Origin of the sequence: Kitasatospora saccharophila, assembly GCF_039529925.1 — a bacterium.
GTDB classification, from domain to species: Bacteria; Actinomycetota; Actinomycetes; order Streptomycetales; family Streptomycetaceae; genus Kitasatospora; species Kitasatospora saccharophila.
Genome location: NZ_BAAANS010000002.1, coordinates 159,923 through 174,176 on the forward strand (window position 1 = coordinate 159,923; position 14,254 = coordinate 174,176).

Here is a 14,254-nt window from a genome sequence, read left to right on the forward strand (position 1 = left end):
TCCCAACGGTCCCCCCCCGGTCGTCACTGCGTGCACCCTAGCGGTAACAACGCGGCGCCGAAAGGACGCACCGGGAAACCGGCCGCCCGACGGGCGGCCGGTCGTTCGTCGGCGAATGGTTCCCGGGCGGGGTCAGTCGACCGCGGGCGCGGTCTTGGCGGGGGTGCGGTCCAGGGTCTCCAGGGCCAGCCGGACGGCGGTCTCCAGCTGGGGGTCGCGGCCGGCCGCCCAGTCGTGCGGGGCGATCGGCACCTCGACGTCGGGGGTGACGCCGCGGTTCTCCAGGTGCCAGCCGTAGCCCTCCACCCAGTACGAGTACTTGGGCTGGGTGACCAGCGTCCCGTCGACCAGCGTGTACTTGCTGTCGATGCCGATGACGCCGCCCCAGGTGCGGGTGCCGACCACCGGTCCGATGCCGAGGGCCTGGATCGCGGCGTTGACGACGTCGCCGTCGGAGCCGGAGAACTCGTTGGCCAGCGCCACCACCGGGCCGCGCGGGGCGTCGCTGGGGTACGGCTCGGGGTGGAGCAGGTCGCGGCCGTGGTTCCAGCCGACGATCCGGCGGGCCAGCTTCTCGACGACCAGCTGGGAGGTGTGGCCGCCGCGGTTCTCCCGCAGGTCGAGGACGACGCCCTCCAGGGACATCTCGGACCGCAGGTCGCGGTGGAGCTGCGCCCAGCCCGCGCTCTGCATGTCGGGGACGTGCAGGTAGCCGAGCCGGCCGCCGGACAGCTCGCGGACGGCGGCCCGCCGCCCGACCACCCAGTCGTGGTAGCGCAGCGCCTCCTCGTCGTCGAGCGGCACCACCACCGGGTGCCGCTCGCCGCCGTCCTTGCCGCTGACGGTGAGTTCGACCGGCTGGTCGGCGGTGCCGGCCAGCAGCGGGGCCGGGCCGGTGACCGGGTCGACCGGGCGGCCGTTGACGGCCAGCAGGGCGTCGCCGGGGCGGATCGCCACCCCGGGGGCGGCCAGCGGGGAGCGGGCCCGCGGGTCGGAGGACTCGCCGGGCAGCACCCGGGCCACCCGCCACACCTCGCCGTCGCGCACCAGGTCCGCGCCGAGCAGGCCCTGCAGCCGGGCGGCCTCGGTGCCCCGGCCGGGCGGCATCACGTACGCGTGCGAGGTGCCGAGTTCACCGACCGTCTCCCAGAGCAGGTCGACCAGGTCGGAGTGGCTGCCGACCCGTTCCACCAGCGGCCGGTAGCGGGCCAGCACGCCCGTCCAGTCGACGCCGGCCAGGTCGGCGCGCCAGAAGTTGTCCCGCATCAGGCGGCCGTTCTCGTCGAACATCTGCCGCCACTCGGCGGCCGGGTCGACGGTGACCCGGACCCGGTCCAGGCCGACCTCGGCCTCCTCGTCCTCCCCGGCCTTCTGGTCGGCGGGCACGATCCGCAGCGAGCCGCCGTCGAGCACCGCCAGCCGGGCGCCGTCGCCGCTGACCGCGAACGTGTCGACGCCGGTGAGCAGTTCCTCGGCCCTGCGCTTGGCCAGGTCGAACCGCTCCAGCGCGGTGCGGGCCGGTTCGTCGTCCAACGAGGCGGCGCTGTCGCCGAGTTCGCCGCCGAGCGGGTACCTGGTCCACAGCACCCCGTCCTTGGCGGCCCGCAGCACGCCGAACCGCCCGGCCTCCACCGGGAACGGCACGATCCGGTCGGCGATGCCCTCCAGGTCGACCCGGGTGGTCGGCGCCGCGGCGGTGTCCTTCTCGCCGTCCTTGGCGTCCTCCTCCTCGCCGCCCGCCGGCCGCCCGCCGCGCTGCGGACCGAACGGCGACGGGGTCTCGGCGGCCAGCGTCAGCAGGTACGGGCGGGTGCCGCCGGGGAAGGACAGGTCGAAGGCGTGCTGGTCGTACACCGGGTCGAAGCTGCGCACCGAGAGGAACGCCAGGTGCTTGCCGTCCGCGGTGAAGGCCGGCGAGTAGTCGTGGAAGCGCTGCGGGGTGGCCTCGCTGACGGTGCGCGAGGTCAGGTCGGCGAGCATGATCTGCCGCAGCGCCCACGGGCCGAGCACCGGCTGCGACCAGGCCAGCCACGCCGCGTCCGGGCTGAACACCAGTCCGGAGACCTCGCCGTCGCCGCTGCGCGCCAGCTCGTTGACCGCGCCGTCGCTGAGCGCCACCAGCAGCACCCGGCCGTCGTGCGAGGCCACCGCGAGCTGCTTGCCGTCCGGCGAGACCACCAGCGCGCGCACCCGCCCGAGCTGCCCGGCCGCCAGCCGCCGGCGTTCCGCGCCCAGCACCGCCGGGGCGTGCTCCAGCGCGTCCTCGCCCTCGGCGTCGGTGACCCACACCGCGCCCTGCGCGCCGTCCTCGCCGGGGACCACCCGGGCCAGCCGGGCCCGGGCGCCCGGGGTCTCGTCCAGCACCCGGGCCGGACCCTCCCGGTGGGTGACCCAGTGCACGGTGCCGCGCACCACCACGGCCGCGGCCCGGCCGGTGCGGTCCGGGGCGGCGGTCTCCACCTGCCCGGCGGCGGAGGTCGGGTGCGGGAGGCGCCGGGTGCGCGGCCCGGCCGGCCGGACGTCCAGCCGGCGCGGTTCGGCGCCGTCCAGGTCGTCCAGCAGCCACAGCTCGCCCGCGCTCTGCCAGACCACCCGGGTGCCGTCGGTGGACGCCTGCCGGGCGTAGAAGGCGCTGTCCGCCGGGCCGTGCGCCCGCAGGTCGGAGCCGTCCGGGAGGCTGGAGTACAGCCGCCCGGTGCCCTCGTGGTCGGAGAGGAACGCGACCCGGTCGCCGACCCACATCGGGCACTCCAACTGCCCGTCCAGGTCGGCGTGCAGGCGCTCGAAGGTGCCGGCGCCGATCCACAGCTTCCCGGCCCGGCCGCCCCGGTAGCGCTTCCAGTGCGCGGCCTCCCGGTTGTGCGTGCCCAGCAGCACCCGCCCGCCGGTGGCACCCTCCGGCACCGGTTCGAAGGCCAGCGCGCCGATCGGCCCGTACGGCAGCCGCGACGGCTCCCCGCCGTCCAGCGGCACCGCGAACGCCCAGGTCCGCCGGATCGTCTCCTGGCCCGCGGTGGTGATCGCCACCGGCCGCCCGTCCGCGCTCCACCCCACCAGCGCGGTGTACGGGCTCCCCCAGTACGTCAGCCGGCGCGGCGCCCCGCCCTCCACCGACCCGACGTGCACCTCCGGCGCCCCGTCCCGGGTCGACGCCCAGGCCAGCGAGCGCCCGTCCGGCGAGAACCGCACCGCGCCCACCGGCGCCCGGTCCGCCGTCACCCGCCAGGCCCGCCCGCCCTCCACGGGCGCCAGCCAGACGTCGTCCTCGGCGACGAAGGCCACGAGGCCGTCGTGCAGGTGGGGGTGGCGCAGGTAACCGCGCGTAGCTTCCGTCATCCCGCCAGCCTAGGACGCGAAGCTCACGGAACGTCAGAGAACTGCTGCGCCGACCGCGTTCGGAACCGGGTGCGCGCGCGGCGGTTCCCCGCTACCCCCAGCGGCCGGTGCGGCCGAGCAGGAGGGCGCCGGCCGCGACGCCCGCGGTGGAGGTGCGCAGGACGGAGGGGCCGAGGCGGTGCGGTGCGGCGCCGGCCTCGGCGAAGGCGGCGATCTCGTCCGGGGAGACGCCCCCCTCGGGTCCGACCACCAGCACGATCTCGCCCGCGGCCGGGAGCGCCGCGGTGGCCAGCGGCCGCGAGCCCTCCTCGTGCAGGACGGCCGCGAAGTCCGCGGCGGCGAGCAGCGGCAGCAGTTGCCGGGTGGTCAGCGCGTCCCGGACCTCGGGGAAGCGCAGCCGCCGGGACTGCTTGCCCGCCTCGCGCGCGGTGGCCCGCCACTTGGCGAGCGCCTTGGCGCCGCGCTCGCCCTTCCACTGGGTGATGCAGCGGGAGGCCGCCCAGGGGACGATCACGTCGATGCCGGCCTCGGTCATGGTCTCGACGGCGAGTTCGCCGCGGTCGCCCTTGGGGAGCGCCTGGACGACGGTGATCCGGGGTGCGGGGGCGGGTTCCTCGCGGACGGCGGTGACCAGCACGTCGAGGGCGTCCTTGCCGTGCAGCGCGGCGACGGTGCCGTCCGCGCCGCGGCCGCGGCCGTCGGCCAGCGTGAGCGCCTCGCCGGGCTCCAGGCGCTTGACGGCGACGGCGTGCCGGCCCTCGGGGCCGTCGAGGCGGACGGTCGTGCCGGGCGCGGCTCCCGTCAGGTCGTCGACGACGAACACGGGTGCGGTCATCGGTGCAGCGGTCCTCTCCGGCGGGAGCCGTCTCGGGGGGAGAACGGGCCGGGAGCGGCGGGGGCACGCGGCCCCGCACCGCTCCCGGCCCGGGTCGTACGGGTGGTCGGGGTCGCCGACCGCTGTCTCACCGGCCGTTGAAGGCGTCCTTCAACCGGGAGAACAGGCCCTGCTGGCCGGGCGCGAACTGCCCGGAGGGACGCTCCTCGCCGCGGAGCACGGCGAGCCGCCGCAGCAGTTCCTCCTGCTCGGGGTCGAGCTTGGTGGGCGTCTGCACCTCGACGTGCACTATCAGGTCGCCCCGGCCGCCGCCGCGCAGGTGGGTGATGCCGCGGCCGTGCAGCGGGATCGACTGGCCGGACTGGGTGCCGGGCCGGATGTCGACCTCCTCCAGGCCGTCGAGGGTCTGCAGCGGCACCTGGGTGCCGAGCGACGCGGCGGTCATCGGGATGGTGACGGTGCAGTGCAGGTCGTCGCCGCGCCGCTGGAAGGTCGGGTGGCTGGTCTCGGCGATCTCGACGTACAGGTCGCCGGCGGGGCCGCCGCCGGGGCCGACCTCGCCCTCGCCGGCCAGCTGGATCCGGGTGCCGTTGTCGACGCCGGCCGGGATCTTGACGGTGAGGGTGCGGCGGGCGCGGACCCGGCCGTCGCCGGCGCACTCGGGACAGGGGGTGGGGACGACGGTGCCGAAGCCCTGGCACTGCGGGCAGGGGCGGGAGGTCATGACCTGGCCCAGGAAGGACCGGGTGACCTGGGAGACCTCGCCCTTGCCGCGGCACATGTCGCAGGTCTGCGCGGAGGTGCCGGGGGCGGCGCCCTCGCCGCTGCAGGTGGTGCAGGTGACGGCGGTGTCGACCTGGAGTTCCTTGGTGGTGCCGAAGGCGGCCTCCTCCAGGGTGATCTCCAGCCGGATCATGGCGTCCTGGCCGCGGCGGGTGCGCGAGCGCGGGCCGCGCTGGCCGGTCGCGGCGCCGAAGAAGGCGTCCATGATGTCGGAGAAGCCGAACCCGGCCGCGCCCGCGCCGAAGCCGCCCGCGCCGCCGCCCGGCGACAGCGGGTCCCCGCCGAGGTCGTAGACCTGACGCTTCTGCGGGTCGGAGAGCACCTCGTAGGCGGCGTTGATCTCCTTGAACCGCTCCTGCGTCTTCGGGTCCGGGTTGACGTCCGGGTGCAGTTCACGGGCGAGGCGCCGGAACGCCTTCTTGATCTCGTCCTGCCCCGCGTCGCGTCGGACGCCGAGTACCGCGTAGTAGTCCGTGGCCACCAAATGCTCCGGTTTGTTCCGCCTCTAGAAGTGCCTGCGACAGCACGCTGCCTGTTGCGCCGTTCCGCTGCGCCGTTCCGCTACGACTCCGCCAGGATCTGGCCGACGTACCGTGCCACCGCGCGCACCGCCCCCATTGTGCCCGGGTAATCCATCCGGGTCGGACCGATCACTCCCAGCTTTGCCACGCTCTGGTCGCCCGAACCGTAACCGACCGAGACCACGGACGTGGAATTGAGCCCCTCGTACGCGATCTCGTGGCCGATCCGGACCGTCATCGCCGAGTCCGCCGTCTCACCCAGCAGGCGCAACAGCACCACCTGCTCCTCCAGGGCCTCCAGGACCGGGCGGATGGTGAGCGGGAAGTCGTGGCCGAAGCGGGTCAGGTTGGCGGTGCCCGCCAGCATGATCCGCTCCTCGTTCTGTTCGGCCAGCGCCTCGAACAGGACCGTCAGCACGGTGCTGACGGCGGGCCGGTCGGCGGGCTCGAAACCGGCCGGCAGGTCCTCCAGGACGGTCGGCACCTCGGGCAGCCGGCAGCCGCCCGCCATGCCGTTGAGCTTGGCCCGCAGGTCCGCCAGCAGGGCCTCGCCGACCGGGGCGGGGCAGTCGACCATCCGCTGCTCGACCCGGCCGGTGTTGGTGATCAGCACCAGCATCAGCTTGGTCGGGGTGAGCGACACCAGTTCGATGTGCCGCACCGTGGAGCGGGTCAGCGAAGGGTACTGGACCACCGCGACCTGCCGGGTCAGCTGGGCGAGCAGCCGCACCGTCCGGGCCACCACGTCGTCCAGGTCGACCGCGCCCTCCAGGAAGTGCCGGATCGCCCGGCGCTCCGGCGGGGTCATCGGCTTGACCTCGGCGAGCCGGTCGACGAACAGCCGGTAGCCCTTGTCGGTGGGGATCCGGCCCGCACTGGTGTGCGGCTGGTGGATGTACCCCTCCTCCTCCAGCGCGGACATGTCGTTGCGGACGGTGGCCGGGGAGACGCCGAGGTTGTGCCGCTCCACCAGGGCCTTGGAGCCGACCGGCTCCTCGGTGCCCACGTAGTCCTGGACGATCGCCCGGAGCACCGCGAGCCGCCGCTCGTCCAGCGGACGGGCGGACGGGCGCGGGTCGATGAGTCGGCCGTCGGGCTTGCCGTCGTCCGGCATGGGGCACGCACCTCCGTCGTCGTCCGTTGTTCCGGTGTCCGCTCCGGCCTGGCACTCAGCTGGGCAGAGTGCCAGAACCGTACGTGCCAGTGTACGGCCCGGGCCTGACGGCAGGAACGGTGCGCCCGCGTGATCCTCGTCCGAAGAAGGTGCGACGCGCCCGGAGGTCGTCCGGTTCCCACCGAATTCCCACCGTTTCGGATGGTGCCCGCGGGCCCGCCCGGTGGCAGCATCGAAGGCGAGCGGGGCAGCCGGGCGAGCGGCCGGGCCCGGCCCGCGCGAGGCAGAGGAGGAGCAGCGATGTCCGCTTCCCAGCACTCCAGGTTCGCCCCCGACCGCGGCCTGACCGGTCGGATGGTCACCACCATGTTCCTGATCGGCCTGCTCTACGTGGGCTTCACCGGCCTGCTGATCGTGCTGCTGCGCGGCGCCTGGCCGCTGGTGGTGCTGATCTCCGGCGGCCTGTTCGTCGCCCAGTTCTGGTTCTCCGACAAGATCACCGAACGGGCGATGGGCGCCCACCGGGTCACCCCCGAGCAGTACCCGCAGCTGCACGGCGCGGTGGACCGGCTGTGCGCGCTGGCCGACATGCCCAAGCCCCGGGTCGCGGTCGCCGACAACGACATGCCCAACGCCTTCGCCACCGGCCGCAACCCGCAGAACGCGGTGGTCTGCGTGACCACCGGCCTGCTGCGCCGACTGGAGCCGGAGGAGCTGGAGGGCGTGCTGGCGCACGAACTGTCGCACGTCGCGCACCGGGACGTCGCGGTGATGACGGTCGCCGGGTTCCTCGGCGTGCTGGCCGGCGCGATGACCAGGATCGCCCTGTACGGCGGGATGATGGGCGGCGGCAACCGCAACAGCAACGACCAGAACGCGGCGATCGCGATGGTGCTGATCCCGCTGGCCTCGATGGTGGTGTACGCGGTCAGCTTCCTGCTGACCAGGCTGCTCTCCCGCTACCGCGAGCTGGCCGCCGACCGGGCCGCCGCCCAGCTGACCGGGCGGCCCGCGGCGCTGGCCTCGGCGCTGACCAAGGTGACCGGGCAGATCGCCGCCATCCCGACCAAGGACCTGCGGCAGTCCCAGCCGTACAACGCCTTCTACTTCGCCCCGGCGCTGAGCGCCAAGGAGGCGGCCTCGCAGCTGATGTCCACCCACCCGTCGCTGGAACAGCGGCTGGCGCAGCTGCGGAAGGTCTCCGAAGAACTCGGGCAGTGAGCCCGGCCACCGACCACCAGTGAGGAGCCTTCCGCGTGGGATTCCTGGACGCCCTGTTCGGCCGCAGTAAGCCGGTCAAGCCGGACCTCGACCAGCTGTTCGGCATCCCGTCGGCGGCGCTGACCCTGCGGGCCGCCAAGGGGTTCGAGCCGACCGGCCTCGGCTCGGTCTGCTTCGCCGCGGTCGAGGGCGCGGCCTTCACCGAGGTGCAGCAGCAGGTCCGGGCGCTGCTGGACGCGGACACCGGGCGCGGCGGGATCCCGGTGGAGGCGTCCCGGGACTCCTACGGCTACTCCTGGCTGCTCGCCCGGCACACCCCCGACGAGCTGCCCGACCTGGTCAACGACCTGCACGCGGTCAACAGCGAGCTGGAGGCCGGCGGCTTCGGGCCGCAGCTGCTCTGCTCGCTGGTCGGCTTCCGGGACGGCGAGGGCCGCTCGCTGGCGCTGGTGTACCTGTACAAGCGCGGCACCTTCTACCCGATGTGCAAGGTCGCCGGGCAGGAGAAGCGGGACAACCCGCTGGAGATCGAGGTCTCGAACCTGCTCCGGGACGACCTGCGGGTCGAGCCGGACCTGTCGCGCTGGTTCCCGGTCTGGGGCGCGCCGGGCATCGAGGGCTGAACCCCGGCCGCCCGAAGCCTGCCGCGCCGTCGGCCCGGCGGGGGCGCGGTCCGTAGACTGCCGCCCATGCGGAGCAGGGAGTACGGGCCGGATCTGACCCCGCCGTGGAAGCGGCAGCAGCCCGCGCCGGAGGTGGCGGCGGAGCGGGACCTGGTGGTGGAGGAGGCGGCCACCGGCTTCTGCGGGGCGGTGGTGCGCTGCGAGCGGACCGCCGAGGGGTTCACCGTCACGCTGGAGGACCGCTTCGGCAAGCACCGGGTGTTCCCGCTGGTGCCGCGCGGGTTCCTGCTGGAGGGACGGGCGGTGACCCTGGTGCGGCCCGCCGCGGCCGCCCCGGCCCCGCCGCGCGGCCCGGGTCGCACCGCCTCCGGTTCGGTGGCGGTGCCGGGCGCGCGGGCCCGGGTGGCCCGGGAGTCGCGGATCTACGTCGAGGGCCGGCACGACGCCGAGCTGGTCGAACGGGTCTGGGGCGACGACCTGCGGATCGAGGGCGTGGTGGTGGAGTACCTGGAGGGCGTGGACGACCTGCCCGCCATCGTCGACTCCTTCGCCCCCGGCCCCGGCCGCCGACTGGGCGTGCTGGTCGACCACCTGCTGCCCGGCACCAAGGAGCACCGGATCGCCGAACGGGTGACCGGCGACCACGTGCTGGTCGTCGGCCACCCGTACGTGGACGTCTGGCAGGCCGTCAAACCCTCCGCCCTGGGCATCCCCGCCTGGCCCGCGGTGCCGCGCGGCGAGGTCTGGAAGGAGGGGGTGTGCCGCCGGCTGGGCTGGCCGGTGGACACCCCCGCCGCCTGGAAGCGGATCCTCGCCGCGGTCGACGGCTGGAAGGACCTGGAGCCGGAACTGCTGGGCCGGGTCGAGGAGTTGATCGACTTCGTCACCCTGCCCGGCACGGCCGGGTCCTGAGCCGCCGCTCAGGACCCGGCCGCCGGACCCGGCCGCCGGACCGGGCTAGTACAGGGTCCAGCCGAGCGGACTGCCGGACGGGGTCGGGATCCCGGTGCCGGAGGGAACGGGCGCGGTCGGGACCGGGGTCACCTCGCCGGACGGGGTGCCCGACGGGGGCGCGTCCGACGGGGGGACCGGGGCGGGGCTCTGCCGGCCCACCTGCACGCCCTGGTTCGCGGGCAGGCAGGCGGGCACCGTGTCGACCACCGTGGGGCTGAAGGTCCACTGTCCGCCGTCGTAGGACCAGAACCGCAGCAGCACCGTCGCGCCGGCCGGGATCTTCGCGGGGTCGACCACCGACCCGTGGTGCCGGGAGTCGTGGGCGAACCGGACCGCGTCCGGGGCCAGCGACCGCTGCTCGGGGGCGGCCGGGCAGTCGTCGTCGGCGGTGCCCTGCACGTGCTTGAGCCCGGCCGCCTCCACGCCGTGCGCCTGCAACTCGGCGACCATGTCGGACAGCCCGGCCGGGTCGCGCAGTTCCAGCAGGAAACTGCCGTCGGACTCCTCGGTGACCGCGTACGCGGCGTTGCCGCCGTGCTCGCCGCCGAGCACGGCGAGCAGCACCACGGCGGTGGCGACGGCCGCCGCGCCGACCGCGAGGGCGGCCAGCAGCGGGCGGCGGCGCGCGGGGGCACGGCGCGGCGCGGGGGCGGTGCTCCCGGCGGCGCGTTCGGCGGCCATGGCGATCAGTTCCTCACCGAGCTTGCGCTCGAAGGCGGCGGTGGACGGGGTGCGGTCGGCGCTGGTCACGAGGTCACCTCAAGCATGGGTTCGGTCCTGGTGGTGCGGTGGAGCGGCGGTTCCGGGGCCGGGCGGGCGGTCTCGGGCCCGGCGCCGAGCCGGCGGCGGGCGCGGTGCATCCGCACCCGGACGGTGGCCTGGGAGATGCCGAGGGCCTGGGCGGCCTCGGCGGTGCTCAGGCCGTCCATGACGACCAGGTCGAGCACCTCGCGCAGCGGGGCGCTGAGCCCGGCGTGCCGCTGCGCGAGGTCGCGGACGGCGCGCTCGGCGTCGATCCGCTCCTCCAGGGCGAGGATGTCCTCCTCGGCGAGCAGTCGGCGGCCCTGCAGCCGGCCGAGCGCGCGGCGTTCGCGGTCGTCGCCCCGGCGGTGGCCGGCGATGGTGTTGCGGGCGATGCCGTACAGCCAGCCGATCGCGCTGCCGCGCTCGGGCCGGTAGCCGTCGGCGGCCTCCAGGGCGGCGACGAAGATGTCGGCGGTCAGGTCGGCGGCCAGGTGCGGGTCGCTGACCCGGCGGGTGACGAAGCCGAGCACCGCGTCGACGTGCTGGTGGTAGAACGCGCCGAAGCCGTCCGGTGTGGCCAGTTCCGGCGGGCGGTCCTCGGGACTCGCGGCGCGCCGTTGTCGCTGGGGTATGCGCATGCGTCCCTTCCTCGGTCGGGGAACCCGTGCGGTTCCTTCACCGAGTACTTGGCCGCAGCGCGCCGGACCGTTTCACCCCGCCCCCGCACCGCCCGGCCCGCCCCCGTGCCCGACCCCCGTACCTTGCCCGCCGCCGCCGTCAGTCGACCAGGTCGCGGACCACCCCGTCCGCCAGCAGCCGCCCGCGCAGGGTCAGCGCGGCCCGGCCGGCCGCGTACGGGGCGGGCTCCAGCAGGCCGTCGGCGAGCGCCCGGTCGGCGGCGGCGCGGCCGTCGGCGGTGAGCAGGTCGAGCGGGCAGCCCCCGGCCAGGCGCAGTTCCAGCAGGATGCGTTCGACCCGGCGGTCCTCGTCGGCCAGCACCTCGCGGCCGAGCGCGGGGGTGCGGCCCTCGGCGAGGGCCTGCGCGTACGCGGCGGGGTGCTTGGCGTTCCACCAGCGGACGCCGCCGACGTGGCTGTGCGCGCCGGGTCCGGCGCCCCACCAGTCGGCGCCGGTCCAGTAGAGCTCGTTGTGGCGGCAGCGGCCCTCGGGGGTGGTGGCCCAGTTGGAGACCTCGTACCAGTGGTAGCCGGCGGCGGCGAGCGCGGTGTCGGCCATCAGGTAGCGGTCGGCGTGCACGTCGTCGTCGATCATCGGGAGTTCGCCGCGCTTGACCCGGGCGGCCAGCCGGGTGCCGTCCTCGACGATCAGCGAGTAGGCGGAGACGTGGTCCGGTCCGGCGCCGATCGCGGCGTCCAGCGAGGCCTGCCAGTCGCGGTCGCTCTCGCCGGGGGTGCCGTAGATCAGGTCGAGGTTGACGTGCTCGAAGCCGGCCGCGCGGGCCTCGGTGACGCAGGCCTCGGGGCGGCCGGGGGTGTGGTGGCGGTCGAGCAGGGCGAGCACGTGCGGGCGGGCGCTCTGCATGCCGAAGGAGATCCGGTTGTAGCCGCCCTCGCGCAGTTCGGCCAGGTACGCCGGGTCGACGGACTCCGGGTTGGCCTCGGTGGTGACCTCGGCGCCCGGGGCGAGCCCGAACTCCTCGCGCAGCGCGGCCAGCATCCGCACCAGGTCGCGGGCGGGCAGCAGGGTGGGGGTGCCGCCGCCGAGGAAGACCGTCTCGACCGGCAGGTCGGTGTCGCCGAGGACGCGCCGGGCGAGCCGGATCTCGGCGATCACGTTGTCCGCGTACGTCTCCTGCGAGGCGACCGCCCCGGAGGAGCGCAGCTCGGTGGCGGTGTAGGTGTTGAAGTCGCAGTAGCCGCAGCGGCTGGCGCAGTACGGCACGTGCAGGTAGAAGCCGAACGGCCGCGCGCCGAGTCCGTGCAGGGCGTGGGCGGGCAGCGAGCCGTCGGACGGCACGGGTTCGCCGTCGGGGAGTGCGGAGGGCATGCGCCCATTGTCCGGTAGCGGCCGGCGAAACCCGAAGGGGGTCCGCCGGCCGCACCGGACGGGCGGGCGGTTCAGGCCTCGTTGGTGCCCGCGTACATCGCGCTGACCTCGTCGGCGTAGGTCCGCTCGACCACCGGGCGCTTGATCTTCAGGCTCGGGGTGAGCTCGCCGTGCTCGATGTCCAGGTCGCGCGGGAGCAGCGCGAACTTCTTGATCGTCTGCCAGCGCTGGAGGTCGCCGTTGAGGCGCTTCACGAAGCCGTCGATCAGCTCGACGGTGGCCGGGTCGGCGACCACCTCGGCGTACGGCTTGCCGGCCAGGCCGTTCTCGGCGGCCCACGGCATGATCACCGTCTCGTCCAGGCCGATCAGCGCGGTGCAGTAGTTGCGGCCGTTGCCGATCACCAGGACGTTGCTGACGAACGGGCAGATCGCCTTGAACTTGCCCTCCACCTCGCTGGGGGCGACGTACTTGCCGCCGGAGGTCTTGAACATGTCCTTCTTGCGGTCGGTGATCCGCAGGTAGCCGCCCTCGGCGAGCTCGCCGATGTCGCCGGTGTGGAACCAGCCGTCCGGCTCCAGCACCTCGGCGGTCTGCTCGGGCATCTCGTGGTAGCCGCGCATGACGCCGGGGCCGCGCAGCAGGATCTCGCCGTCCTCGCCGATCCGGACCTCGGTGCCGGGCAGCGGCGGGCCGACGGTGCCGACCCGGAAGTCCTCGGCCCGGTTGACCGTGGAGCCGGCCGAGGTCTCGGTCAGGCCGTAGCCCTCCAGCACCGGGACGCCCGCGCCCTTGAAGAAGTAGCCGATCTCCGGGGCCAGCGCCGCGCTGCCGGACACCGCGCCGCGCAGCCGGCCGCCGAACGCGGCCCGGATCTTGGCGTACACCAGCCGGTCGGCCAGCGAGTGCCGCAGCCGCAGGCCCAGCGGGGCGCTCTCCCGGCCGGTGGCGACCTGCGCGGCCTGGACGGTCCGCGCGTACTCGCGGGCGGTCCTGGCCGCCCACATGAAGATCTTGTACTTGGCGCCGCCCTCGGCCCGGGCCCGGCCCGCGATGCCGTTGTAGACCTTCTCGAAGATCCGCGGCGCGGAGGCCATCAGGGTCGGCCGGATCACCGGCAGGTTGTGGATGATCCGGTCCACCCGGCCGTCCACCGCCATCACGTGGCCGGTGACGATCTGCCCGGAGATCAGCGTCTTGCCGAACACGTGCGACAGCGGCAGCCACATGAACTGCACGTCGTCCGCCCGCACCAGCCCGCTCGCCTCCTGCGCCAGGGCCTCGTACGCCCAGCAGTCGTGCACCAGGCGCACGCCCTTGGGGCGGCCGGTGGTGCCGGAGGTGTAGATCAGGGTGGCCAGCTGCTCCTTGTCGAGCGCGCCGATCGCCTCCTCGACCGCGTCGGGGTGCTCGGCCAGGTACGCGGTGCCGCGTTCCTCCAGCTCGGCCAGGGTGAGCACGGTCAGGCCGTCGGCCCGCGGGACCTCACCCTCCGGGGCGTCGAACAGGACCACCCACTCCAGCGCGGGCAGCGCGTCCTTCTGCTCGGCGGCCTTGCGCAGCTGGCCCTCGTTCTCGGCGAACAGCGCGCGGCTGCCGGAGTTGGCCAGGATGAACGCGGTCTCGTCGGAGTTGGTGCTCGGGTAGACGGTGGTGGTGGCCGCCCCGGCGCACATGTTGCCCAGGTCGGCGAGGATCCACTCGATCCGGGTGGCGGAGGCGATCGCGACCCGGTCCTCGGCCCGGACGCCCAGCGCCATCAGCCCGGCCGCCACCGCGGAGATCCGCCGGTACGCCTGCGCCCAGGTCAGCGAACGCCACTGCTCGGCGCCCGGCGCGCTGTCCGCGGCCTGCTCGTCCACCGGAACCGGGTACCGGTACGCCTCGCCGTTCGGGGTGGCCTTTACCCTGCTGAGCAACAGGTGCGCCACGGAGGGCGGGCGCCGCTCGATCACAGACTTCGCTGAACTCAACGAGGACCTCCGGGGACGGTTGGACCGAGACTGGGCGGACGTCGACCGCGGGGCGGCCGGACACCGACTTAACCGGTGAGTAACAAAAGGGCAGCAGCAGCCTAGGGGGTGGGGAGCCGATCCGTAAGGGGGTGACGCCAGGC

General features: G+C 74.6%; 11 protein-coding genes. 3 read left to right on the forward strand and 8 right to left on the reverse strand.

The window, feature by feature from the left end; all coding sequences use genetic code 11:
- Nucleotides 1-132: 132 nt before the first annotated feature.
- The 4 genes from ABD345_RS02550 to hrcA all read right to left on the reverse strand — a co-directional run bounded on the left by ABD345_RS02550 (nucleotide 133) and on the right by hrcA (nucleotide 6,589).
- Entirely contained in the window at nucleotides 133-3,336 is a 3,204-nt protein-coding gene (locus ABD345_RS02550; RefSeq protein ID WP_344550013.1) for a S41 family peptidase, read from the reverse strand.
- A 91-nt stretch (nucleotides 3,337-3,427) separates the two neighbouring features.
- On the reverse strand, nucleotides 3,428-4,171 hold the full coding sequence (locus tag ABD345_RS02555; protein WP_344550014.1) for a 16S rRNA (uracil(1498)-N(3))-methyltransferase: 744 nt from the start codon (nucleotides 4,169-4,171) through the stop codon (nucleotides 3,428-3,430).
- Between the two features lie 127 nt (nucleotides 4,172-4,298).
- Nucleotides 4,299-5,435, reverse strand: coding sequence for a molecular chaperone DnaJ (gene dnaJ, locus ABD345_RS02560; protein ID WP_344550015.1), 1,137 nt, complete (start codon nucleotides 5,433-5,435; stop codon nucleotides 4,299-4,301).
- A gap of 80 nt (nucleotides 5,436-5,515) precedes the next feature.
- Nucleotides 5,516-6,589 carry a heat-inducible transcriptional repressor HrcA gene (gene hrcA / locus ABD345_RS02565; RefSeq protein WP_344550016.1) on the reverse strand — a complete coding sequence of 358 codons (1,074 nt, stop codon included), beginning with the start codon at nucleotides 6,587-6,589 and terminating at the stop codon, nucleotides 5,516-5,518.
- A gap of 300 nt (nucleotides 6,590-6,889) precedes the next feature.
- Here hrcA and htpX point away from each other — a divergent pair, with 300 nt between their 5' ends.
- The 3 genes from htpX (at nucleotide 6,890) to ABD345_RS02580 (ending at nucleotide 9,345) form a co-directional block, all read left to right on the forward strand.
- A complete protein-coding gene (htpX, locus tag ABD345_RS02570) occupies nucleotides 6,890-7,810 on the forward strand; it encodes a zinc metalloprotease HtpX (protein WP_344550017.1) in 921 nt (306 codons plus the stop codon).
- A 35-nt stretch (nucleotides 7,811-7,845) separates the two neighbouring features.
- Nucleotides 7,846-8,433: a PspA-associated protein PspAB gene (gene pspAB, locus ABD345_RS02575; RefSeq protein ID WP_344550018.1), complete on the forward strand. Its 588-nt coding sequence runs from the start codon at nucleotides 7,846-7,848 to the stop codon at nucleotides 8,431-8,433.
- A gap of 66 nt (nucleotides 8,434-8,499) precedes the next feature.
- A complete protein-coding gene (locus tag ABD345_RS02580; protein WP_344550019.1) occupies nucleotides 8,500-9,345 on the forward strand; it encodes a DUF3097 domain-containing protein in 846 nt (281 codons plus the stop codon).
- A 45-nt stretch (nucleotides 9,346-9,390) separates the two neighbouring features.
- Here the strand turns inward: ABD345_RS02580 and ABD345_RS02585 are convergent, their stop codons facing one another.
- The 4 genes from ABD345_RS02585 to ABD345_RS02600 form a co-directional block, all read right to left on the reverse strand.
- Nucleotides 9,391-10,137 (reverse strand): hypothetical protein, encoded by a 747-nt coding sequence (locus tag ABD345_RS02585; RefSeq protein ID WP_344550020.1) that lies wholly within the window; start codon nucleotides 10,135-10,137, stop codon nucleotides 9,391-9,393.
- Nucleotides 10,134-10,769: an RNA polymerase sigma factor gene (locus ABD345_RS02590; protein WP_344550021.1), complete on the reverse strand. Its 636-nt coding sequence runs from the start codon at nucleotides 10,767-10,769 to the stop codon at nucleotides 10,134-10,136. Before ABD345_RS02590 ends, ABD345_RS02585 begins: the two co-directional genes overlap by 4 nt.
- A 139-nt stretch (nucleotides 10,770-10,908) precedes the next feature.
- Complete coding sequence (gene hemW, locus ABD345_RS02595) at nucleotides 10,909-12,138, reverse strand: radical SAM family heme chaperone HemW (RefSeq protein WP_344550022.1); 1,230 nt, start codon at nucleotides 12,136-12,138, stop codon at nucleotides 10,909-10,911.
- A gap of 71 nt (nucleotides 12,139-12,209) precedes the next feature.
- Nucleotides 12,210-14,111: an AMP-dependent synthetase/ligase gene (locus ABD345_RS02600; RefSeq protein WP_344550023.1), complete on the reverse strand. Its 1,902-nt coding sequence runs from the start codon at nucleotides 14,109-14,111 to the stop codon at nucleotides 12,210-12,212.
- Nucleotides 14,112-14,254 lie beyond the last annotated feature (143 nt).